This window comes from Ruegeria sp. YKSF57 (assembly GCF_059612585.1).
This window is the reverse complement of record NZ_JBXWQW010000048.1, coordinates 1-21,733: the sequence shown is the minus strand read 5'-3', so window position 1 is coordinate 21,733 and position 21,733 is coordinate 1. Positions and strand designations below refer to the sequence as shown.

General features: G+C 54.6%; 21 protein-coding genes. 14 read left to right on the top strand and 7 right to left on the bottom strand.

The window, feature by feature from the left end; genetic code table 11:
• Window positions 1-2: 2 nt before the first annotated feature.
• Window positions 3-1,100, bottom strand: a complete 1,098-nt coding sequence (locus tag AC2FLX_RS17820; protein ID WP_496810413.1) for a PQQ-dependent sugar dehydrogenase — start codon at window positions 1,098-1,100, stop codon at window positions 3-5.
• 165 nt (window positions 1,101-1,265) lie between these two features.
• Between AC2FLX_RS17820 and AC2FLX_RS17815 the strand changes: the two genes are divergently transcribed.
• From AC2FLX_RS17815 to AC2FLX_RS17780, 8 genes are all read left to right on the top strand, one after another.
• Window positions 1,266-2,447, top strand: a complete 1,182-nt coding sequence (locus AC2FLX_RS17815; protein ID WP_480751427.1) for an ABC transporter substrate-binding protein — start codon at window positions 1,266-1,268, stop codon at window positions 2,445-2,447.
• 132 nt (window positions 2,448-2,579) lie between these two features.
• A complete protein-coding gene (locus AC2FLX_RS17810; protein ID WP_480751429.1) occupies window positions 2,580-3,368 on the top strand; it encodes an ABC transporter ATP-binding protein in 789 nt (262 codons plus the stop codon).
• Window positions 3,365-4,195, top strand: coding sequence for an ABC transporter ATP-binding protein (locus AC2FLX_RS17805; protein WP_480751431.1), 831 nt, complete (start codon window positions 3,365-3,367; stop codon window positions 4,193-4,195). The genes AC2FLX_RS17810 and AC2FLX_RS17805 overlap by 4 nt, the downstream gene beginning before the upstream one ends.
• Window positions 4,196-4,404: 209 nt before the next feature.
• A complete protein-coding gene (locus AC2FLX_RS17800) occupies window positions 4,405-4,737 on the top strand; it encodes a hypothetical protein (protein ID WP_496747451.1) in 333 nt (110 codons plus the stop codon).
• 299 nt (window positions 4,738-5,036) lie between these two features.
• On the top strand, window positions 5,037-5,387 hold the full coding sequence (locus tag AC2FLX_RS17795) for a hypothetical protein (protein WP_480751435.1): 351 nt from the start codon (window positions 5,037-5,039) through the stop codon (window positions 5,385-5,387).
• 116 nt (window positions 5,388-5,503) lie between these two features.
• Window positions 5,504-6,514, top strand: coding sequence for a branched-chain amino acid ABC transporter permease (locus AC2FLX_RS17790; RefSeq protein ID WP_480751437.1), 1,011 nt, complete (start codon window positions 5,504-5,506; stop codon window positions 6,512-6,514).
• Window positions 6,511-7,815, top strand: coding sequence for a branched-chain amino acid ABC transporter permease (locus AC2FLX_RS17785; protein WP_480751438.1), 1,305 nt, complete (start codon window positions 6,511-6,513; stop codon window positions 7,813-7,815). Before AC2FLX_RS17790 ends, AC2FLX_RS17785 begins: the two co-directional genes overlap by 4 nt.
• 98 nt (window positions 7,816-7,913) lie before the next feature.
• Window positions 7,914-8,177 (top strand): hypothetical protein, encoded by a 264-nt coding sequence (locus AC2FLX_RS17780; RefSeq protein WP_496810414.1) that lies wholly within the window; start codon window positions 7,914-7,916, stop codon window positions 8,175-8,177.
• A 57-nt stretch (window positions 8,178-8,234) separates the two neighbouring features.
• Here AC2FLX_RS17780 and AC2FLX_RS17775 read toward each other — a convergent pair whose 3' ends face one another.
• Window positions 8,235-9,782 carry a helicase HerA-like domain-containing protein gene (locus AC2FLX_RS17775; protein WP_496875488.1) on the bottom strand — a complete coding sequence of 516 codons (1,548 nt, stop codon included), beginning with the start codon at window positions 9,780-9,782 and terminating at the stop codon, window positions 8,235-8,237.
• Window positions 9,783-10,242: 460 nt separating this feature from the next.
• On the opposite strand from AC2FLX_RS17775, the gene AC2FLX_RS17770 reads away from it, so the two are divergent.
• Complete coding sequence (locus tag AC2FLX_RS17770; RefSeq protein WP_496811386.1) at window positions 10,243-10,851, top strand: invasion associated locus B family protein; 609 nt, start codon at window positions 10,243-10,245, stop codon at window positions 10,849-10,851.
• 53 nt (window positions 10,852-10,904) lie between these two features.
• Here the strand turns inward: AC2FLX_RS17770 and AC2FLX_RS17765 are convergent, their stop codons facing one another.
• The 4 genes from AC2FLX_RS17765 to AC2FLX_RS17750 are packed head-to-tail and all read right to left on the bottom strand — an operon-like array spanning window position 10,905 to window position 15,153.
• The gene (locus AC2FLX_RS17765) at window positions 10,905-12,113 is read right to left on the bottom strand and encodes a beta-ketoacyl-[acyl-carrier-protein] synthase family protein (RefSeq protein ID WP_496811387.1); all 1,209 of its coding nucleotides are present in this window, start codon (window positions 12,111-12,113) and stop codon (window positions 10,905-10,907) included.
• 8 nt (window positions 12,114-12,121) lie between these two features.
• Window positions 12,122-12,379, bottom strand: a complete 258-nt coding sequence (locus AC2FLX_RS17760; RefSeq protein ID WP_480751443.1) for an acyl carrier protein — start codon at window positions 12,377-12,379, stop codon at window positions 12,122-12,124.
• A gap of 32 nt (window positions 12,380-12,411) precedes the next feature.
• Window positions 12,412-13,503, bottom strand: coding sequence for a UDP-3-O-(3-hydroxymyristoyl)glucosamine N-acyltransferase (locus tag AC2FLX_RS17755; protein WP_496811388.1), 1,092 nt, complete (start codon window positions 13,501-13,503; stop codon window positions 12,412-12,414).
• A 36-nt stretch (window positions 13,504-13,539) separates the two neighbouring features.
• Window positions 13,540-15,153 (bottom strand): L,D-transpeptidase family protein, encoded by a 1,614-nt coding sequence (locus AC2FLX_RS17750; RefSeq protein ID WP_496811389.1) that lies wholly within the window; start codon window positions 15,151-15,153, stop codon window positions 13,540-13,542.
• 365 nt (window positions 15,154-15,518) lie between these two features.
• Here AC2FLX_RS17750 and mepK point away from each other — a divergent pair, with 365 nt between their 5' ends.
• Window positions 15,519-16,088, top strand: a complete 570-nt coding sequence (gene mepK / locus AC2FLX_RS17745; RefSeq protein WP_496811390.1) for a peptidoglycan L,D-endopeptidase MepK — start codon at window positions 15,519-15,521, stop codon at window positions 16,086-16,088.
• Between the two features lie 434 nt (window positions 16,089-16,522).
• On the opposite strand, the gene AC2FLX_RS17740 is transcribed toward mepK, so the two are convergent.
• Window positions 16,523-17,425 carry a LysR family transcriptional regulator gene (locus AC2FLX_RS17740; RefSeq protein WP_480751449.1) on the bottom strand — a complete coding sequence of 301 codons (903 nt, stop codon included), beginning with the start codon at window positions 17,423-17,425 and terminating at the stop codon, window positions 16,523-16,525.
• A 146-nt stretch (window positions 17,426-17,571) separates the two neighbouring features.
• Here AC2FLX_RS17740 and AC2FLX_RS17735 point away from each other — a divergent pair, with 146 nt between their 5' ends.
• From AC2FLX_RS17735 to speB, 4 genes are all read left to right on the top strand, one after another.
• Complete coding sequence (locus AC2FLX_RS17735) at window positions 17,572-18,588, top strand: TRAP transporter substrate-binding protein (protein ID WP_496747466.1); 1,017 nt, start codon at window positions 17,572-17,574, stop codon at window positions 18,586-18,588.
• A 76-nt stretch (window positions 18,589-18,664) separates the two neighbouring features.
• The gene (locus tag AC2FLX_RS17730) at window positions 18,665-19,270 is read left to right on the top strand and encodes a TRAP transporter small permease (protein WP_480751451.1); all 606 of its coding nucleotides are present in this window, start codon (window positions 18,665-18,667) and stop codon (window positions 19,268-19,270) included.
• Window positions 19,267-20,547, top strand: coding sequence for a TRAP transporter large permease (locus AC2FLX_RS17725; RefSeq protein ID WP_496811391.1), 1,281 nt, complete (start codon window positions 19,267-19,269; stop codon window positions 20,545-20,547). The genes AC2FLX_RS17730 and AC2FLX_RS17725 overlap by 4 nt, the downstream gene beginning before the upstream one ends.
• A gap of 22 nt (window positions 20,548-20,569) precedes the next feature.
• Window positions 20,570-21,535 carry an agmatinase gene (gene speB / locus AC2FLX_RS17720; RefSeq protein WP_496747470.1) on the top strand — a complete coding sequence of 322 codons (966 nt, stop codon included), beginning with the start codon at window positions 20,570-20,572 and terminating at the stop codon, window positions 21,533-21,535.
• Window positions 21,536-21,733: the final 198 nt, after the last annotated feature.

Here is a 21,733-nt window from a genome sequence, read left to right as displayed (position 1 = left end):
GATCAGTCGGACGACATTCGATAAGCTGCCCCCTGTCCAACTGAAATGAACCAGATCGACCCATCCGGTGACTCGACGATATCGCGAACCCGATTGGTCTGAGGGCCTTTGATCTGCTCGACTTCTCGCAGCGGGTCTCCAGCCAGTCGTGAGATATAGTCGAACTTCAGCGAACCAACGAAAATACTACCCTTCCACTCGGGCCAGAGCTTTCCGGAATAGACCATCAAGCCTGACGGTGCGATGGATGGGTCCCAATAGAACGCGGGCTGCTCCAGCCCTGCCTTTGCGCTGCCTTCACCAATTTTAGCACCGGAATAATGCGTGCCATAGGAAATCACCGGCCAGCCATAGTTCGCGCCTTTCCTGATTAGATTCACCTCATCACCGCCCTTGGCGCCATGCTCGGACGTCCACAGGTTGCCCTGCAAATCTAGCCCGGCACCCTGCGGGTTGCGATGCCCGTAAGTCCAGATCTCGGAGCGTATGCCGGGATTTCCGATAAACGGATTGTCATTCGGAACTGACCCGTCTCTATTTATTCGGATGATCGACCCGTTGTGGTTTGAGCGGTCCTGGGCCGAGGGGCGGTCACCTCGTTCGCCCAACGTGACAAACAGTGTTCCGTCTGCTGCCTCAACGACACGGCTACCAAAATGCCGCCCGCCACTGGCTCCGGGCGCTGCTTCGAAAATCGTGCGCACATCGGTCAGTGACTGGCCGTCCTCACTAAGTCTTGCAACCGCCAGCGCGGTCCCTGCTCCATCTTTCTGGGGCTTGGAATAAGTCAGGAGTATCTCGTGCGTTTCGGCGAAGTCCCGTGGAATGGTGACATCCAGCAAACCACCTTGCCCTGATGCAAATACCTTGGGCACGCCCTTTATCGGCATCATCTTTTGATCTTTCGCATAAACAAGACTGCCGTCACGCTCGGTCACGAGCACTCCGCCATCGGGCAAAAGGCCAATAGCCCAAGGCGTATCCAGCCCGGAAATCGCTTTGGTCGTTACTACGGCTCCGACGCTTGTATTCAGCGAGTCGGCGTTGGCCGCTGAGAACGGCCACACGAATAAGAGAATCAACATTGAAAGCCGCAGCATATCGACCTCCGATCTCAGGGAAATGGGTGCGAAATTCCATCAAACCTTATGAAATCAAATAGGTTACGCCCAGCAAAAGCACAATTTCGTTAGGACTTTTCTTTTCACCACAGCTTGCCTAGGGTCTCTTCCAGAACGATCACGTTCCAACAAGGGAGTAACCTTATGAAAAAGCTGCTAACTGCTACCGCAGCAACTGCACTTATGGCCGGCGCGGCAATGGCCGAAGACGTTAAGATCGGTGTCATCCTAGGCTTTACAGGGCCTATCGAATCATTGACGCCCTCAATGGCCGATGGCGCTGAACTGGCAATGAAGGAAGTTACCGACAGTGGCCTTCTGCTGGACGGAGCAACCGTAACCTCCGTACGTGCCGACTCGACTTGCGTCGACGCAGGCGCCGCGACAGCCGCGGCAGAACGTCTGGTCACTTCAGACAAAGTCGACGGCATCATGGGTGCGGACTGCTCCGGTGTGACTGGTGCGATTCTGTCAAACGTCGCGGTTCCGAATGGTATCGTCATGATCTCTCCCTCGGCGACCTCGCCGGCATTGTCGGACGCGGAAGACAACGGTCTGTTTTTCCGCACCGCACCGTCCGATGCGCGCCAAGGCCAGGTCATGACAGATATCCTGTTGGAAGAAGGCATAAACAATGTTGCGTTGACCTACACCAACAACGACTATGGCAAAGGTCTGGCCGATAGCTTCCAGCAAGCGTTCGAAGCGGCTGGCGGAACTGTTACCATCTCGGCAGCGCATGAAGACGGTAAGGCGGACTATGCCGCCGAAGTCGGCGCACTCGCCGCTGCAGGTGGCGATCGCTTAGTCGTGGCCGGTTATGTTGACCAGGGTGGCTCGGGTATCGTGCGTGCAGCCATCGACTCGGGTGCATTCGATACATTCCATTTTCCCGACGGGATGATCGGCGCCAAGCTGGAAGAAAACTTCGGCGACGAGATCGACGGATCGACCGGTCAACATCCGGGCACCGACAGCCCCGGTGTTGCCAAATATGAGGAACTGGTAGCAGGTGCGTTCGATGCGACCTCGCCCTTCACTCCTGAAGCTTATGATTCCGCTGCGCTGATCATGCTGGCGATGCAAGCGGCGGGTTCCAAGGATTCGTCGGTGTACAAAGAGCACGTTCTGAATGTTGCAAATGCACCAGGTGAAAAAATCTATCCTGGTGAACTGGCGAAAGCGCTTCAGATCATCAAGGATGGTGGCGACGTCGATTATGTCGGTGCAACAGCAGTTGAACTGATTGGACCCGGCGAAAGCGCAGGCAACTATCGCCAGATCGTCCTTGACGGCGGTAAGATCACTACCGCCAAGTACCGCTGATCTTGCGGATCATTTGAACAGTGAACAGCCCGGGCCTTGTACCCGGGCTGTTTCAATGACAAAAGACCGCACCTCTTACGGGGATGGGGCAACAAACAACAGGGCCGTAAAAAACTGCGGCTAGGGGAAAACATGATCGTCGTCGAGGACGTGCACAAGCACTTCGGTGGTTTCCACGCGGTGGACGGAGCATCGCTGGAAATCGAAAAAGGCTCTATAACCGGGCTGATTGGCCCGAACGGGGCGGGAAAGACCACTCTTTTCAATGTTATTGCCGGTGTGTTGCCGCCAACAAGCGGCAAGGTCACGATGGATGGCGAGGATATTACCGGTCTGCCCCCGCATGAGTTGTTCCACAAGGGATTACTGCGCACCTTTCAGATCGCACATGAGTTCTCTTCGATGAGCTGCCGAGAAAACCTGATGATGGTTCCTGGAGGCCAATCGGGTGAAACCCTTTGGAACACCTGGTTTGGACGCAAGCGGATCGCGGACGAGGAGCGCGCCTTGCGCGCAAAGGCTGACGAGGTGCTGGAGTTTCTGACCATCGAGCACCTGGCGGACCACAAGGCCGGGCAGGTTTCGGGTGGACAGAAAAAGCTGCTGGAGCTTGGCCGCACCATGATGGTTGACGCCAAGATCGTATTTCTCGACGAAGTAGGCGCCGGTGTGAACCGGACACTTCTGAATACCATTGGCGACGCGATCGTGCGCCTGAATAAGGAACGCAACTATACATTTGTGGTGATCGAACACGACATGGATTTCATCGGGCGGCTTTGCGATCCGGTGATTTGCATGGCCGAAGGAAAAGTTTTGGCCGAGGGTACGCTGGAAGAGATCAAGGCCAATGAACACGTAATCGAGGCCTACCTCGGCACCGGTTTGAAGAACAAGGACAAACTGGAGGCCGGTGCATGAGTGACAATCCCTATCATGAGGATCGTGGAAACAAAGATGCATCGATTACCAACTCGAAAGGTGTTGGATCCATGACCCCGGCTCACCGGCACAGCGGACCGACTTCCAAGGTCGGTGGCGGCCCGTTTCTCATAGGTGACATGATGACGGGCGGTTATGGAAAGGGTCCTGATATCCTGCATGATTGCACCATCGCGGTCGACAAGGGAGAGATCGCGGTCATTGTCGGCCCGAACGGAGCTGGCAAGTCAACCGCCATGAAAGCGGTGTTTGGAATGCTTGACGTACGTTCTGGTACAGTTCGGCTGGATGGCGAGGACATTACCCAACTCACCCCGCAGGACCGAGTGGTCAAGGGTATGGGATTTGTTCCGCAAACCTCGAACATCTTCACGTCGATGACGGTGGAAGAGAATCTGGAAATGGGCGCTTTCATCCGCACTGATGATTTCACGGACACGATGGAGCAGGTTTACGACCTGTTTCCGATCCTGAAAGAAAAGCGCCATCAGGCGGCCGGAGAACTCTCGGGAGGCCAGCGTCAGCAGGTGGCAGTCGGTCGTGCCCTGATGACCAAACCCAAGGTGTTGATGCTGGATGAGCCCACCGCGGGTGTCTCTCCGATCGTGATGGATGAGTTGTTCGACCGAATTATCGAGGTCAGCCGAACCGGATTGCCCATTCTGATGGTCGAGCAGAATGCGCGACAAGCATTGGAAATCGCCGATAAAGGTTATGTGCTGGTGCAAGGCCGGAATGCTTATACCGGAACCGGCCAGGAGCTTTTGGCGGACCCCGAAGTAAGGAAATCCTTCCTCGGCGGGTAAGCGTTCGCTTTGTTTGATGTATCGCCATTCAAGTCTCTCTTTGGCCCAAAAAGCGGATTAATTCTGCCGTAATCCTTTTCTACGCGAGAGTATGCCGCCGGGGTCAAGTCGGTCGGCAGGTTAAGCTCGGAAAGACCTCGATACGTCCAATTCTCGAGACTTTAGTAACGGTCATTCAGAGTTGTTCAGCTCACAAAAAAGAGAAACGAATGAAAACCACAGCGACGCTTTCTGCCGCCTTTGTATTTTGTGCAACTATGGGGGCAGCCCAGGATCAGCATTTTCTATGCATATCTGAAATCGACGGATCGGAAATGATGTTGGTTAAACCCGCATCCGGAAACGATGGCGAAATGAAAAGCCAGAACATAAATGGTCCCGCAAAGGTTTTTCCGGGACTCGGCAACGTTACATTCATGTATGCTGACGAGAATACTGTCGTGACCCTGTTCGTCAAACATGCGGATTTGACATATAATCTCTCCATGCGGCGCCCAACAATCTCCAGCGACCGCGGACAGTGCGAGGCGGTTGCCTCCTAAGATTTTGCTCTCGAAGAACGCACCCTGAAAGATTCCGAGTGTTCCCTTTATCCTAGTTGCCCACGGATTGTTTTCCTGTTGCGAGGAGCGACAGGAAAACATTAGATTTTAATCAGTTACCCTGTTTTTTCACATCGAATAAAGCGTTCGTGACCACGTCACGTTTACCACTTTTCGGTCACATTTCCTTCCTACGTCACTTTAGATTGGTTGCCAGTGCCAAGGCGAAAATCAGGTTTCAGATGCAGCCAGGGTCAGTTCGGGTTTTGGCGACATCTTCAAGCGATGAAAGGCGAGTTATGAAATACCTACCCCTGTTAGCTGCTTCGATTCTGTTTCCAAACTATGGATTTGCCCTAAGCGACTCTCTTGGTGGAGCGGATTTCGTTGTCAATTGCGTTTCGGATCGAACCGGTGGCGCAGTGACGCTCGCTAGGTCCGGAGAGTCAAAGCAGGGTTTCATCATTACCGAGGAAATCCAGGGCGAAGCTACAATTCACTCGGGCCTCAATTCGCTGACATTTCTACATATCATGGGCAAGGACGTCGTCACTTTTGTCGTCAATTTTGACAGCCTGACCTTTGATCTGACGGTAAATGGTCCCCATGCAAATCAGGATCAGGGCCAGTGTGAGGATCCTTTCGGATAATTCCTACCCACTCCAGTCTGAGTGCATGAGAATTACGTTGAAAAAGAGGGGACAAGCTGTTGTACGTCCCCTAATTGCCGTGCCATAAAACCGCACCCAGACTGTGAGAAGGACCAATGGATCTACTCAACGCGCTCGTTGCGCTTTCAAACTTTGTCATCGTGCCTGCGGTAGCCTACGGCAGCCAGTTGGCGCTTGGGGCGCTTGGGGTCACTCTGATCTACGGAATCCTGCGGTTTTCCAACTTCGCCCATGGAGACACAATGGCGTTCGGCACGATGATTGCCGTGCTCGTGACGTGGTGGTTGCAAAGCATCGGCGTCGCCTTAGGACCGTTGCCCACCGCTCTGCTGGCCCTACCCGTTGCCATTCTCGGATGCATGGTGCTTTTGCTGATCACGGACAAACTGGTCTATCAGTTCTACCGTGAACAAAAGGCCAAGCCAGTGATCCTCGTGATCGTGTCGATGGGCGTCATGTTCATCATGAACGGTCTCGTCCGGTTCATCATCGGACCAAACGACCAGAATTTCCTGGACGGCGAAAGGTTTCTGATTTCAGCTCGGGACTTCAAGCAATTGACCGGCCTCAACGAAGGTCTGGCCATCAGGACAACTCAGGGCATCACGGTAGTGGTCGCCGTGATTGCGGTCGTTCTGCTGTTCTGGTTTTTGAACAAGACACGTACCGGCAAGTCCATGCGCGCCTATTCAGACAACGAGGATCTGGCCTTGTTGTCCGGGATCAACCCCGAGCGTGTGGTCATGTATACGTGGCTGATCGTTGCTGCTTTGGCCACGACCGCCGGTGTTCTTTATGGCCTCGACAAAAGTTTCAAGCCTTTCGTGTACTTCCAACTGCTTTTGCCAATCTTCGCCTCGGCTATTGTCGGAGGCTTGGGCAACCCTCTGGGCGCGATCGCGGGCGGATTTATCATCGCATTTTCCGAGGTGACGATCACTTATGCATGGAAGAAAGTGCTGTCCTATCTCACCCCAGAAGGGCTTGAGCCTTCGGGACTCGTTCAGCTTTTGTCGACCGACTACAAATTCGCAGTCAGTTTCGTGATCCTGCTGATCGTGCTGTTGTTCAAACCTACCGGGCTGTTCAAGGGGAAAGCGGTATGAGCGAACCCGTAAAAAACACTCTTTTTTTCTTTCTGGTTGCAGGGTTGATTCTATTGACCGGCGTGATGCAAAGCTGGAACTCAGCGGTGCTGATCCTGAACATGGGTCTGATCTCCGCTATCATGGCGATCGGAGTGAACCTGCAATGGGGTTTTGCCGGCCTCTTCAATGTTGGTATCATGGGATTTGTCGCACTCGGCGGACTTGCGGTTGTCCTGATTTCAACTGACCCGACACCGGGCGCATGGAGCGCAGGCGGAGCCGGGATAGTTCTTGCGTTGATTCTGGGCGCGCTAACCGTTGCCGCGGGCGTATTCATCACTAGAAAAATGCCAAAGGGCAAGGCACGTTCCCTGACCGTTGTCGCTATTCTTGTGATAGGCTTCATTGCCTACCGGGCCGTATTTGATCCTAACGTCGCCGCAGTCGAAGCAATAAATCCGGCTGCGGCGGGCAATATCGGCGGCCTCAGCCTTCCAGTATTGCTGGCTTGGCCAGCGGGCGGGCTGCTAGCGGCAGGCGCAGCCTGGCTGATTGGCAAGACCGCGCTGGGCTTGCGGTCCGACTATCTGGCGATTGCCACGCTTGGTATTGCGGAAATCATCATCGCCGTCCTCAAAAACGAAGACTGGCTCGCTCGCGGCGTAAAGAATGTGATCGGTCTTCCGCGCCCGGTCCCGTATGAGATCGATCTTCAAAATGATCCGGGATTTGTTGAACAAGCGGTGGGGTTTGGGCTTGATCCGGTGACCGCATCGACGCTCTACGTCAAACTGGGCTATTCCCTCTTGTTTCTTGGCGTTTTGCTGGTTCTTCTGTGGATGGCCCAAATGGCCCTCAAAAGCCCGTGGGGCCGGATGATGCGCGCCATTCGCGATAACGAGGTCGCCGCCGAAGCGATGGGCAAGGCCGTCACCCGTCGCCACTTGCAAATTTTTGTTCTGGGTTCGGCAATCTGCGGTATTGCCGGCGCGATGATGACAACGCTTGACGGGCAGTTGACACCTGGCACCTATCAGCCGCTTCGCTTTACTTTCCTGATCTGGGTGATGGTGATCGTGGGTGGATCGGGCAACAATTTTGGCGCGGTTCTTGGCGCCATGCTGATCTGGTTCCTTTGGGTGCAGGTCGAACCGATTGGCCTATGGGTCATGCAGGTTATCACGTCCGGTCTGCCTGAAGGCAGTGGTCTGAGAGAACACCTTATCGACAGCGCGGCACATATGCGGCTGCTGACAATGGGGGTTATCCTGCTACTGGTTCTCAGGTTCAGCCCAAGGGGGCTGATCCCGGAACACTAATTTTAGGGAACGGCTTTGGCATGATTTCACGAGCCGTTCGCAAAATTGCCTCACAAAAGACCCACCCTGGATCCTATCGGAGAGGATCTGAAGTCCAAATGATAAGGAACGAAATGAAACCTGTCCGCTCGACAATCGCAATCTCAGCGATTTCACTGATCTTGACCGCCTGTTCCATCGATCCGCGTGCGCACGAATCCGACCCGGTCAAGGTCACCACATCCAAGGGTGTTGTTACCTGCCAACTCTACAAACATAACCAAGTACTCTGGGACCGTGCGATCGATGCACCCGCTGGCATGTCTATCCAAGAGGCCGACAACTATTGCATTGCCGAGGGCAACCGCCGTCTCAAAGGTTAGTCGCAATATGCTGATTATGAAAAGGCGGTGTGACCCGACCACCGCCTTTTCCTTCGGTCACCGACCTTTGAACAGACTTCCCAAAATTCCACGAACTATCCGGCGGCCCGTCGTGCCTTTCATCTCTTTGATCACCGCTTCGGTCAGGGCCGAGGTAAAGGTGTCCTTTCTCCGAGGTGTTTGAATCCGAGCCGACGACCGGCTGACTCGTTTTCCGGAATAACGTCGCGCTGCGGAAAACTCACGGGCGGTGGCATTTTCTGTCTCGGCTTCGGTTTCTGCCTGTTCAGCTTCTTTAGCGGCGATTTTCGAGCGTTTGGCTAACATTTCATAGGCAGAATTTCGGTCGATCAAAGTGTCGTATTTTCCCGCCATATCAGAGGTCGCCATAATCTCGGCTCGCTCCTTGCCGTTGATAGGCCCCAGTTGAGACCCAGGAGGTCGGATCAGCGTGCGTTCGACCATTCCCGGCACGCCCCTTTTCTGAAGCATCGATGTAACCGCCTCGCCGACACCAACTTCTCGAATGGCTGTTTCCGTTTCGAAGGTGGGGTTTTCTCGATAGGTTTCTGCAGCCATGCGAAGGTTTTTTCGGTCTTTGGCCGTAAATGCCCGTAATGCGTGTTGGACGCGGTTTCCAAGCTGACCAAGGATATCTTCGGGAATGTCGGCCGGATTCTGGCTGACGAAGTACACACCGACGCCCTTGGACCGGATCAGGCGTGCGACCTGTTCGACCTTGTCCACGAGCACTTTTGGCGCATCGTCAAACAGCAGATGTACTTCGTCGAAGAAAAAAACAAGTTTCGGTTTTTCCGGGTCACCCACCTCGGGCAACTCTTCAAACAGTTCACTCAAAAGCCATAACAAGAACGTCGTGTAAAGCCGGGGCGCCGCCATCAGCTTGTCCGAGGCGAGGACGTTGACCACACCTTTTCCGGTTGAATGGGTTCTCATCAAGTCGGCGAGTTGAAGTGCCGGCTCTCCAAACAGCCTTGTACCGCCCTGATTGTCGAGAACGAGAATCCGACGCTGAATGGCGCCAACAGAAGCTGGAGAGATGTTGCCGTATCGCAAGGAAAGCTCCGACCGGTTTTCGCCGATCCACACAAGCAAAGCTTGCAGGTCTTTCAGATCGAGCAACGGCATGCCCTCTTCGTCGGCCAAGCGAAACGCGATGTTCAGGATACCTTCCTGCGCTTCGGTCAGCTCCATTAATCTGGATAGCAGGAGAGGGCCCATTTCAGTCACAGTGGTTCGGACTGGATGTCCCTGTTCGCCGAAAAGATCCCAGAACGTAACGGGGCAAGCCTCATAGGCGAAGCCGCCGTAACCGATGCGCTCGGCCCGTTCCGTGAATGCGTGATGTAATTGGTGATCCTGTGACCCTGCCTTTGCCAGTCCCGAAAGATCACCCTTCACATCTGTCAGAAAGACAGGCACGCCAGCTGCAGAAAAACCCTCGGCAAGGATCTGTAACGTCACTGTTTTTCCGGTTCCTGTCGCCCCGGCGATCAGGCCGTGGCGATTGGCGTATTTCAATGACAATTCTTGCGGCAGCTCATAGTTTTTTCCTGCTCCGCCCAGAAAAATCGTTTCACTCATTCGACTTATGCCTCAATCCTGTGCCAATACAGCGTCAGCATACAAAGTTAACCTTTGACTGCGATAGTTTTTTCGTCGCCGGTCCACGTCGGATGTGGCGGCGGTTTTCCTCCCTGTTGACTGGTCGTGCCCTCGGGCACGGCTCTTTTCTTGAACATGACAAGTATTCCCCTGATTTCACGCGCTTATTTGCGTCCAAAAAAATGTTGGGTTACCTGTTGACCCGTGGCCCCCGCTCTCGTAACGTCTGCGACATAACTAAGTCGGCCAGTCCGGCGGGGAGACAAATTGGAAAAGGGAGCCCAAATATCGGCTCCCTTTTTTTGGCCCGAATGCATTCAGATCATGCTCCCGGCGGTTTCCTGACCAGTATACGTTCAGATCTTCCAATTCCCACTGACACCGCGCAATGGGCGTGATAGGGATGGCCAAAACCGTAACTAAATATAGTGAGGCATTCATGATCAAAACGCTAACGCCACTGGCGGCTATCGCAATCGCCATGTGGGCGGGTATTGCCACTGCGCAAGACACCAGCTCCGCTTCAGAGAGTACTAGTGAACAGACAGGAAATGAGTCGCTTGACCTTGGCCAGCCGGTTAATACCGAGCCGCAATTGGGTCAGCGATATCCAACTGAAAAGTTCGGCGACTGGGACATGGCCTGCATCAAGACCCAAGCCGAAAAAGACCCCTGTTCGCTTCTGCAAATCCTAAATGGACCACAAGGCAGCCCGATGGCAGAGGTGTCCCTGTTCCGCCTGCCCGAAGGCCAGGTTGCCGTTGCGGGCGCTACCGTGGTGGTTCCACTTGAAACCCTTTTGACCGCCCAAGTGACTATCTCGATTGATGGGGCGCCGGGCAAGCGGTACGAATACTCCTTTTGCAGCCCGGTGGGGTGCATCGCCAGGATTGGCTTGACCCAAGCGGATATCGACGCAATGAAAAAGGGATCCAAGGCTACGATTTCATTGGTCCCTGCCCCAGCACCCGATCAAGTTATTTCGCTGGACTTGTCGCTTAACGGCTTCACGGCGGGCTTTGACGCCGTCGAAGTTGTTCCGAACTAAGATCGGATATGTTTCTGGAATGGTCACCGAACAAAGTTTTCGGTGGCCATTTTTCAGACTTTGCGTAGCGCCAGTACCGCGTTCATCCCGCCAAAGGCAAACGCGTTGGAAAGGGCCACGTCGACCTTTGCTTCGCGCGCCACGTTTGGAACCACATCCAAAGCGCATTCCGGGTCAGGTTCCTCGTACCCGATTGTTGGCGCTATGATCCCGTCGCGCAGCGCCATGATGCAGGCCAAAAGCTCCACCGCCCCCGTACCCCCGATCAGGTGTCCATGCATGGATTTGGTTGACGAAATCATCAAACTGTCCGCCTGACGACCAAAAACGTCTGCCACTGCGGCACATTCGGTTTTATCGTTTGCGGCGGTTCCGGTACCGTGCGCGTTGATATATCCAACGTCGCTTGCGTTAATACGGGCATCTGCCAACGCCCCAGCCATAGCCCGCGCTGCCCCGTGCTTGCTGGGCATGACGATATCTGCGGCGTCTGACGACATTGCAAAACCAATCACCTCTGCCAGAACTTCGGCCCCTCGTGCTTTTGCGCGGTCGTAGTCTTCGAAAACAAATATGCCGGCCCCTTCGCCTTGCACCATTCCGTTCCGGTTCGCACTGAACGGACGGCAGGCATCCTTGGACATGACGCGCAAGCCCTCCCAAGCCTTTACCCCCCCAAAGCACAGCATTGATTCAGATCCACCGGTCACCATGGCCGGTGCGGCACCGCTGCGTACCATCTGAAACGCCAACGCCATTGCATGATTGGACGATGCGCAGGCTGTCGACACGGTGAAACTCGGCCCCTTGATGTTGTATTCCATGGACACGTGGCTGGCAGCGGCATTGTTCATAAGCTTTGGCACAACAAACGGATGTACGCGATTCTTTCCGTCTTCATAGACTGAGCGGTAGTTGTCGTCCCAAGTGGACACACCACCACCTGCAGTTCCCAATACGACACCGGACCGATGGGCGGTGTCGCCATGGAATTCGATCCCAGATTGTTCGATGGCCTCTTTCGCCGCGGTCAGAGTAAATTGAGTGAAACGGTCATATAGCGTCATTTGCTGTCGGTTGAACCGGCCTTCGGTATCAAATCCGCGCACCTGACCACCGATCTTGATCGCCAGACGATCTACGTCGCGAAAATCCAACTCCCCGATGCCGCAGCGCCCTTCGCGCATGGCCTCGAGAGTTTCAGAGACCGAGTGCCCCAATGAATTGATAGTGCCAGCCCCGGTAATGACGACGCGCTTCATAACCGTCGCTAGACCTTTTCCGCGATCAGTTTTTCGATGCCCGAAATGATTGCAGCGACATTCGAGATATCAAAATCGCCGGCCGTCGGTTCGTTTGCATTAAACGGGATCGAAATGTCGAACTCTTCCTCGATGGCAAAAATGCTTTCAACCAATCCAAGGCTGTCGATGCCCAAATCTTCAAGGGTGCTCTCGGGCGACACATCCGATGGCTCCAGCACGGCCTGCTCTGCAATGATCGCGATGACGCGGTTGCTGATGCTCATATCAATCCCCTGATTGTCGCTTTGCGGGTGATTTAATCGCTCTCAGGCTGTTTGAAAACCGCCTTTTTCAGTGCCTCAACGTCACGGGCCATGCGAGGCAACCTGCGCTGCGCTTTATAAATCTCGGTATGTGCTTCCATTTTGATGCCAGGATAACCCATAATCACGCGGCCTGCGGGAACGTTCGACAGAATTTTAGTCCCCCCACCCGAGATCACCCGGTCTCCAATAAAAATGTTGTCGACAACACCGGTCTGACCGCCAAGAACGACGTTGTTACCAATCTCGACCGAACCGGAAACACCAGTTTGCCCGCACAACAGGCAGTCGTTTCCGACCCGCGTATTGTGCCCGACGTGAACAAGATTGTCCAACTTGGAACCGTTTCCTATTCGCGTATTCCGAATGGTTCCGTTGTCGATCGTACTATTGGCCCCCACCTCAACATCATCTCCGATCTCAACTGCGCCCAGAGAATGAATGCGCAGCCAACCCTGCGCCTTTGCGTCTCCCTGATCGGCCATGGTTTTACGGACATTTTCGACGCCTGACACTTCAGGAGTGACAAAACTGAACCCGTCGCCACCGATCCGTGCACCAGGTTGCGCAATGAACCGGTCGCCGATCACGGCTCGGGCACCGATGCTGACCATTTCCCGCAACAACGCATCTTTGCCCAATGTAGCATCCATTCCGATCGTACAGTGCGGGCCAATCACCGATCCAGCGCCAATGCGCACACGGGGTCCGATAACACTAAATGGCCCGATCGACACATCATGTCCGATTTCAGCGGTTGGATCGACGACGGCAGACAGGTGAATTCCAGGCTGAACGCCCTGTCCCCGATCCATCATTGCCGTTACACCGGCCATTGCCATACGCGGTCGCGGCGCAAAAATGGCTGCATCAAGCCCTAGGGATTTCCAATCGGCCCCGGGCCACAGGATCGCCACTCGCGCACCACCCTGCCCCAGGGCATCAGCGTATTTCGACGACATCGCCAGCGCCAGATCGGTCGGTCCCGCTTCAGCCGGCTCAGCAGCGCGCAAAATCGTGAGGTCAGTATTCCCCTCAGCCTCGACACCGAGGGCCGTTGCGATCTGTTTGACAGTGAATTGCATTTGCGGCTCCGGTAAAAGGTCTGTGCGCCCCCGTCCTTACCCCTGAACCGCTGGCAGGACCACCCCCGCATTGCTTAATGCGTCCCAGACCTTTTTATCGCGATCATAAACATCGCGGCGATATTGGACCTCGCCCTTCGTGCCGACATAGGCCGTACGATAGATCAGGTGGACCGGAACCGGTTTGTCCAGTGGAACAGTGGTCTCGCGGCCGGTTCTAAGAACCCTATGGAAATAGTCTCTGGGGTCTTTTTCCTGAAGAGACAGCAGCGCATATGCGAATCCGAATGGGTCCGCCAACCGAATGCACCCATGAGAAAACGCCCGAATTTCCCGCGAAAACAAGCTTTTCTGCGGTGTGTCATGCAAATAGATGTTGTGCTTGTTGGGGAACATGAACTTCACCAACCCCAGTGCATTTCCTTTACCGGGTGGCTGGCGCATTGCAAACGGAAAGCTCCCAGAGGAAAACTGACTGAAGTCGACGGCCTCTCGATCAACCCGCCGCCCCCGTGAATCGGTGATTTCCAAGTGCCCTGCTGCGTTCGGATTAGCGCGCAGTTGTGGTAGATACTCTTTGGTCGCGATGGAACGGGGAACATGCCAGCTTGGATTGATGACCATATGTTCCATCTGATCCGAAAACTCGGGACTGCGGCGATCATGAGTGTTTTTGCCTATAACGGCCCGCGTTTCAAAGGTCACTCGGCCATCATCCACGATTTTGGCGGAAAAATCGGTCTGGTTCACCAGAATGTGCCGGTCCCCCCGATCGCGCGGCAACCATCGCTCGCGTTCAAGCGCAACTATCACGGATTTCAACCGATCCGCCACGGAAACGTTTATCTCGGCAATAGTGCCTGGCCCGGCAACGCCATCCTGTTCCAACCCGTGCGCAGCCTGGAACTTCATCACCGCTGACCGAAGCCTGTTGTCATAGCTGGGGCTTGCGCTGGGCTTCATGTATCCCATGGCGACTAGACGGTTGCGCAACGCGATGACTGTCGTACCTGTATCACCCAATTCCACCTTCTGAACGGGAACGGTTGCCCCCCAACCGCCTGCCAAAAGCTGATCTTCGAGGTAAATTTTGTGTTTTAGCAATGTGAGATACTGAAACGAGTGGGGCGCGAGTGTGGTGAAATATGTTTCCGGATTCGCAGTCAGCACTTCGTTCAAAAAATCGGTCGCCGGTCGCCGCGGAACTGAACGGGCTATACCGGGATCAATCGAAGATGGTTTCAGAAGGCCGGACTGAACGTCCCGTGCGTAAGTAACGAATGTACGCGTCAATTCCGCTTCGACCAATCCTATGTCGCGTGACGATTTGGCCTCGCGCATTTTTCGGATAGTCTCGTCTACCCGATATCGATCAACTGGCAACCCATGCGTTTCTGCCCGGCTCAATGCCTGAATCAACGCAACGCGCCTAGCTTGGGAGGAGGCATCTTCGCCGGTCCAGATCGGTTGATAGTCGTTTTCGCGGTAAAACGCTCCAACTCCACCCTGTGATCCGACGGATTCGGCCACTGCTTGCTTGAATGCAAACGATTGTGCCTGCGCAGGAACTCCCCCTAGCAGTGACACTCCAGATATGGCGATCACGGTTGCAATGACATAGGCGGATCGTTGCCGAATGGGGTGGGTCATGTGTCTCGTCTTGGTCATTGAAATACGTTTCTGCTGCGGTTAGCCAATCGAGTTTCTTAAAAACTGAAGGCAAATGTCCATTCACAAATGTGAAAAACGACGTCATGAAATATCAGTTGATGCTGGATTGCATCGCCCTGCCCGGCCTGCACTTAGTCCGAAATCTCAGTAATAAAATAGGCGTTACGCGTCAATTGCGCAAAATCTTGCCGAAAATTCCCCCTTACTTGCCCCAAAACCAATCAATTCTTGGCTCGCGAATCCGGCTGTGGCATACATCTGGCACCTGGGGATGGTAACAAAAACTGACAAAAGCGCGCGTAACATCGTGCGCGGGCAGGAATAAGTACGGGACGACGCAGTAAATGACAGAATTGAGCTCGACGGGCTTGTCGCGACGCGCATTACTAGGTGCATTCGCAGCAACATTAGTATCAGCAGCACCAACTTTTTCCAACGCAGCGGGCTTTCTTCGTGGTGGGGGCGACATACGGCGCGTGCGCATGTATTCCGGCCGCACCGGCGAACGCCTTGATATGATTTATTGGGTGGATGGTGACTATGTCAAAGACGCTGTTGCCGAGATAAATCACTTTATGCGCGACTGGCGAACTGATCAGATAAAACCGATGGATCTACGAACCATCGACATCATGGCCGCTACTCACAATCTGCTGGACGTTAACGAGCCCTATATGTTGCTTTCAGGTTATCGTAGCCCTCAAACCAATGCCATGCTCCGCTCCCGCTCCCGCGGTGTTGCCAAGAATTCTCTGCACATGAAAGGTCAGGCTGCCGATTTGCGCCTAGCTTCACGTTCGGTTAGCCAGATGGCTAGTGCCGCCGCGGCGTGTCAGGCAGGCGGCGTTGGAAAATACAGCCGCTCCAACTTTGTACACATGGATTGCGGCATCGTTCGCACCTGGCGTGGATAACACCCATAAAGCCTGTTCTTGCTATTGTATTGCCTCCAACTATTGGGTTGGGGGCATTGTTTTATCCGAGCTTCTCCAAAGGGTTGCTCTATACTGGAAACTGGTCGGCTCAGACCGCCTGAGAAATACAGTTGCTAGTTTCGCAAGAACCAAGCACCGAGATGGGAGAAATCATATGGCAAGTCCTCTGATCTTTTACTGCCGTGAACATCCGCTATTAAAAGCTGCAGAGCAGCATTAGAGCAATGGGCTGAGAGTTCGCAAAGGGCCGCTCCTGAAGGTGGTGCGCCACTGTGGCACTGCGGATGCTGCTCTGCCTCCGAGGTCGGCAGTGAGCCCATTGGTACAATTGCTGCGATTTCTGCTAATGTACTCTTACTACAGCAAGGAAGACATCAAATTACGACGTCAGAAGAGTCCAGATAAGTTTCAGTTTAGTGATACTGATTGCCTTCTCCGCAGTAAGTGGCCACATCCTCGACAAAAAGTTCAACTGAGCGCCTGTGTACGCTAGTAGACCGGGTCGCAAGATAGAATGTCGACGTCCAGTTCAGCCGGTCGGGTGCGACGGCTCTAAGCTTGTCGTGATATTCCATACTTGTTGCGAAATGCACCGGCAGAGCCCCCAGATAGTGCCCGGTTTCGATCAATACTGCCATCGCCTCCATATTCGCAACGACCGCCCGCATATCGGTTGGTTTCAATTCGGGAGATACGAACACGTCGTAAGATCGCTGGCAAATTTCATACATTGCAATATCTTCCGGACCAATTTTCGTATCCGGCACAGCAAACAGCGGATGGTCGCGCCCACAATACAATTGGTGCTCTTCGTCACACAGCTTGGTGTAGCGCAGTTCCGGCACCTGATTACGAAAAGGAGCGATGGCTACGTGCAAATCGCCCGAGATCAACCTTTGCGTCAATTCGATCGGTGAAGCGACAACTATTTCCAGCCTGACTTCGTTGGGACGGTTCAGAAATCGTTTCAGCGATCTGGTCAGATGCAAATCCGTCAACGTGTTAACCGCATCGACGATGCCAATCCGCAAATCGCCCGTCACAGCGTCGCGCAACTCCAGCAACTCAGCATCGAAATCTCGGACGCTGCGTAAGATCTCACGTGCCTTGTGATAGGCGATCTCGCCACGTTCGGTCAGTCGGAACCCGCCCCTTCCCCGCTCGCAAACCCGATAACCAAGAGAATCTTCCAGATCACGGATTCGGATGCTGATCGCCGATTGGGTGATCCCCAATGCATATTGTGCATCGGTGAATCCATCGCATTCAACGACCGTCACAAAGGTTTCGAGAAGAGTATTTCTGAACAGTTTCAATGACGTCAACTTCCGCGATTCTCAGGCTCATCATTACATCAATTTTTTTCATGTGAACATAAGCAACATGATATATTTTTGTGTAATTTTCTGTGCTGTGCTGGACCCAACCTGAACACCAAAAGGGATCAAGGGAGGAACCCAGCATGACCTTTACTCTACGGAAAATGCGAACGACGGCAGCGGCAACCCTGCTCAGCCTCGCACCGCTCAGTGCGCTGGCAGAAGACTGGAAATTCGCGATCGAAGAAATTCCGGGCTCGATCATGGACGCCTATGCGCAGGAGTTCAAATCGCGCATTGAGGCGGCCACCAATGGAGAAGTGACCGTCACCGTCTATCCGATGGGCACGCTTGGCACACCGACCGAAACAGTCGAACAGGCCGCCGATGGCGTCATCCAGTTCACCAATGTTTCAATCGGCAACCTGGGTACCGTGGTGCCGGAAAGCCAAGTCTTCCTGCTGCCCTATCTACTGCCGTCCGATCCGGCAGCGATCTCTAAAATCCTCAGCAGCTCGGAAACCATCTATGGCCCGATGAACGACGATTTCCGCAAGCGTGGTCTGGAAGTTTTGACCATGTATTCCGAGGGTCCGCAGGTCTGGACCACCAACCGTGAGATCCGCACACCCGAAGATTTCGACAACTTCAAAATGCGCGTGATGGTTTCGCCTATTCTGGTGGAAACCTATAACAACATGGGCGCCAGCCCGACTCCGCTACCGTTCGGCGAAGTGTTCGGTGCGCTGCAACTGGGTGCTATCGACGGTCAGGTCAATCCGATCCCGACCATCGAAGAGATGAAGTTCTACGAAGTCACCAGCCACCTGATCTGGGCCGGAGAGCAAGAGCTGGTCACCACAGTCGTGGCCGGATCGGACTGGTTCGAGACCCTCAGTCCCGACCGTCAGCAACTGGTGCGTGACACCATGGGCGACATGACCGGCTTCATCGACGGCGTTGTCACCGATTTCAACCAGCAACGTCTGGACATCATCAAGAAAGCCAAGCCTGATATCGGGCTGGTCGTTCTGACCGAAGAAGAACGTGATGTCTTCCGCGGGCGCAGCACCGGTACTTCGGCGGCTTACGTCGAAGCCGTCGGTCCCCGCGGTCAAGAACTGCTGGATGCACTGCAGGCCGAACTGACCGGCAACTGATACCTACTCAATCCACTCACTCAAAACTACCTCACGCGCCTTGCGCGTGAGGCTTCAAAAAAAAGGGGAGGATATCATGCAAAGCGGCACTGCAACTCCCTTCGGCTTTTTGGGAAAGATCGACGCTGTCATCGGACGGATCGAAGTCTGGATCCTGGGCTGGGGAATCATCCTGATGGCCGTGAACACCATCGCCAATGTCTTTGGCCGCTACGTGTTCAACCAGTCCATCTATTTCTCGGAGGAACTGAACGAGTTCCTGATCGTGATCGTCACCTTCATGGGGCTGGGCTATGCCACCCGCAAAGGCATCCACATTCGCATGTCGGCGATCTATGACGCCCTGCCAATCAAGATGCGCAAGGGCCTGATGGTTGTGATTGCCGCCACCACCGCTGTCGTCATGGCCGTTCTAGCCTGGTACGCGCTGGAATATGTACAGAAAGTCGCCTCACGCGGGCGGATCACCCCGGCGCTGCAACTTCCGCTGTATCTGACCTATGTCTGGGTCGTCATCGGCCTGGCGCTGGCGGCGTTCCAGTATCTGCTGACCGCGATCCGCAACCTGAATTTCGCGGAAGAAGAGGTCTATGTCTCGTACCTGGAAGTTGACAGCTACGAAGACCCGGAAACCGCAGCCGCGATCAAGAAATTCGAAGACTCCACGGAGGCAGACAAATGACCGAGTTGATGCTGGCCGTCATGATCGTCCTGCTGCTGGCAGGGTTTCCGATGAAAATGCCGCTGATCTCGGCGGCGGTGCTGGGGTTCCTTGTCTATTTCCCCACCATGAACATGCAAATCCTGATCCAACAAATGATCGGAGGGGTCAAACCCGCAGCGCTGATCGCGGTGCCGATGTTCATTCTGGCGGCCGATATCATCACACGCGGCCATTCCGCCAACCGATTGATCGATCTTGTGATGAGTTTCATGGGCCATATCAAGGGCGGTCTGGCGATTTCTGTCACCTCGGCCTGTGCCCTGTTTGGCGCGGTCTGTGGCTCGACCCAGGCGACCGTGGTGGCCATCGGTGGAGCGATGCGGCCCCGGATGCTGAAATCAGGCTACAGCGACAGTTTCTCGATCGGCTTGATCGTGAATGCGGCCGACCTCGCCTATCTGATCCCACCCTCCATCGGCATGATCATCTATGGCGTTGTTTCGGGCACCTCGATCTCACAATTGTTCATCGCCGGCATCCTGCCGGGGCTGCTGATCGTGGTCCTGTTCTCGGCCTATTGCATGCACTACGCCTATCGCCATGATATCCCTGTATTGCCGCGTGAAGGTTGGGGGCAGCGGTTCGCCGCACTGCGCAGATCGCTTTGGCCGATGGGCTTCCCCGCCATCATCGTCGGCGGCATCTATGGTGGTGTCTTCTCGCCCACCGAAGCTGCAGCAATCTGTGTGCTTTATGCGGTCATCCTCGAAGTTGTGATTTTCCGCTCAATCAAGGTGAAAGACCTGTTCGACATCGCGCTGTCCACCGGAGCCATCACCTCGGTCGTATTCATTTTGATTGCGGCAGGGGCTGCGTTTAGCTGGACACTCAGTTTCGCTCAGGTGCCGCAAACCATCATCGCCGCGCTGGGTCTGGAGAGCGCCAGTCCGCTGATGGTGCTGCTAGCGATCAACATAGCGTTCTTCGTCGGCTGCATGTTTGTGGACTCGATTGTAGTGATCCTGATCCTGGTTCCGATCTTCGCTCCCATGATCAAAGCTAGCGGTCTGGACCCTGTTCTGGTCGGGGTACTGATCACGCTTCAGGTTGCAATCGGCGCAGCGACGCCACCCTTCGGCTGCAACCTGTTCACCGCTATTGCAGTCTTCCGGCGGCCTTTCGTCGAAGTGGTGCGCGGTGTACCCCCATTCCTGATCATCCTGCTGATCGTGTGCGGCCTGCTGATCGCCTTCCCTCAAATCGCCCTGTTCCTTCCGGAACTGGCCTATCGTTAATGCATTAAGAAACGGAGAAATCATGTCTGAACATGGTTATGAATCTGGTCGTCTGAATTTACCTTTTGTCGGCATCTCGACATTTGGCAAGAAACCCTATGTCCAAAACTGGGACGAGATCGACGCGGATGTGGCGATCCTTGGTGCGCCTTTCGATTTCGGCTGCCAATTCCGCTCGGGCGCACGCTTTGGTCCGCGCTCGGTGCGAGAGGCATCGACCCTGTTCAGTTTTGGACACGCAGGTGCCTATGACCACGAGGATGACGCCACCTATCTGGGCAGTGACGTGCGCATCGTCGATCTGGGCGATGCCGACATCATCCACACCAAGACCGAGGAAAGCCACGCCAACATCGAATACGGCGTCAAGAAAATCCTCGACGCGGGCGCGATCCCAGTCACAATCGGCGGCGACCATTCGGTTAACATCCCCTGCATCAACGCCTATGCCGAGGATTGCGAAAAACACGGCCCGATCCACGTGATCCAGATCGACGCGCACCTGGACTTTGTCGATGAACGCCACGGCGTCACCGTCGGCCATGGCAACCCAATGCGTCGCGCGATCGAAAAAGACTATGTCTCGGGCATGACCCAGCTGGGCATCCGCAATGTATCTTCGACCGCAAAAGAGGGCTATGACGATGCGCGCGCGCGCGGTTCGGACATTCTGTCAGTCCGACAGGTGCGCAAGCTGGGCACCCAAGGCGTTCTGGACCGTATCCCAGAGGGTGTCCGCTACTACGTCACCATCGACATCGACGCCTTCTGCCCTTCTATTGCACCGGGCACCGGCACTCCCAGCCATGGTGGTTTCCAATACTATGATGTCTTGGAGATTTTACAGGGACTTTCTAAACGCGGAGACGTTGTCGGCATTGATTTGGTCGAAGTCGCTCCGGCCTACGATCCAGCCGAAAGCACGCAAATCCTGGCGGCGCAGCTGCTGCTGAATTTCATCGGTTTTATCTTTCATAATAAGATGTAGGTTTCCTGGCTCTGATGATGTGACCGCCCCCGACGGCATCATTGTGCCAAGGTGGGTCTGCAACGATCCACAAAGGAGAGCGGTCACGTCAGAGATTATCACGGTCGGGCTCGATCTGGCGAAGAATGTGTTTCAGGCCCACGGGGCAGATGCAGCGGGGCAGCCTATTCTGCGCAGGAAACTGCGTAGAGTTCAGGT

What these genes read in the sequence shown, in the direction of transcription:
- AC2FLX_RS17820 (WP_496810413.1), bottom strand. Translation starts at nt 1,100, where the DNA reads ATGCTGCGGCTTTCAATGTTGATTCTCTTATTCGTGTGGCCGTTCTCA.
- AC2FLX_RS17815 (WP_480751427.1), top strand. Translation starts at nt 1,266, where the DNA reads ATGAAAAAGCTGCTAACTGCTACCGCAGCAACTGCACTTATGGCCGGC.
- AC2FLX_RS17810 (WP_480751429.1), top strand. Translation starts at nt 2,580, where the DNA reads ATGATCGTCGTCGAGGACGTGCACAAGCACTTCGGTGGTTTCCACGCG.
- AC2FLX_RS17805 (WP_480751431.1), top strand. Translation starts at nt 3,365, where the DNA reads ATGAGTGACAATCCCTATCATGAGGATCGTGGAAACAAAGATGCATCG.
- AC2FLX_RS17800 (WP_496747451.1), top strand. Translation starts at nt 4,405, where the DNA reads ATGAAAACCACAGCGACGCTTTCTGCCGCCTTTGTATTTTGTGCAACT.
- AC2FLX_RS17795 (WP_480751435.1), top strand. Translation starts at nt 5,037, where the DNA reads ATGAAATACCTACCCCTGTTAGCTGCTTCGATTCTGTTTCCAAACTAT.
- AC2FLX_RS17790 (WP_480751437.1), top strand. Translation starts at nt 5,504, where the DNA reads ATGGATCTACTCAACGCGCTCGTTGCGCTTTCAAACTTTGTCATCGTG.
- AC2FLX_RS17785 (WP_480751438.1), top strand. Translation starts at nt 6,511, where the DNA reads ATGAGCGAACCCGTAAAAAACACTCTTTTTTTCTTTCTGGTTGCAGGG.
- AC2FLX_RS17780 (WP_496810414.1), top strand. Translation starts at nt 7,914, where the DNA reads ATGATAAGGAACGAAATGAAACCTGTCCGCTCGACAATCGCAATCTCA.
- AC2FLX_RS17775 (WP_496875488.1), bottom strand. Translation starts at nt 9,782, where the DNA reads ATGAGTGAAACGATTTTTCTGGGCGGAGCAGGAAAAAACTATGAGCTG.
- AC2FLX_RS17770 (WP_496811386.1), top strand. Translation starts at nt 10,243, where the DNA reads ATGATCAAAACGCTAACGCCACTGGCGGCTATCGCAATCGCCATGTGG.
- AC2FLX_RS17765 (WP_496811387.1), bottom strand. Translation starts at nt 12,113, where the DNA reads ATGAAGCGCGTCGTCATTACCGGGGCTGGCACTATCAATTCATTGGGG.
- AC2FLX_RS17760 (WP_480751443.1), bottom strand. Translation starts at nt 12,379, where the DNA reads ATGAGCATCAGCAACCGCGTCATCGCGATCATTGCAGAGCAGGCCGTG.
- AC2FLX_RS17755 (WP_496811388.1), bottom strand. Translation starts at nt 13,503, where the DNA reads ATGCAATTCACTGTCAAACAGATCGCAACGGCCCTCGGTGTCGAGGCT.
- AC2FLX_RS17750 (WP_496811389.1), bottom strand. Translation starts at nt 15,153, where the DNA reads ATGACCCACCCCATTCGGCAACGATCCGCCTATGTCATTGCAACCGTG.
- mepK (WP_496811390.1), top strand. Translation starts at nt 15,519, where the DNA reads ATGACAGAATTGAGCTCGACGGGCTTGTCGCGACGCGCATTACTAGGT.
- AC2FLX_RS17735 (WP_496747466.1), top strand. Translation starts at nt 17,572, where the DNA reads ATGACCTTTACTCTACGGAAAATGCGAACGACGGCAGCGGCAACCCTG.
- AC2FLX_RS17730 (WP_480751451.1), top strand. Translation starts at nt 18,665, where the DNA reads ATGCAAAGCGGCACTGCAACTCCCTTCGGCTTTTTGGGAAAGATCGAC.
- AC2FLX_RS17725 (WP_496811391.1), top strand. Translation starts at nt 19,267, where the DNA reads ATGACCGAGTTGATGCTGGCCGTCATGATCGTCCTGCTGCTGGCAGGG.
- speB (WP_496747470.1), top strand. Translation starts at nt 20,570, where the DNA reads ATGTCTGAACATGGTTATGAATCTGGTCGTCTGAATTTACCTTTTGTC.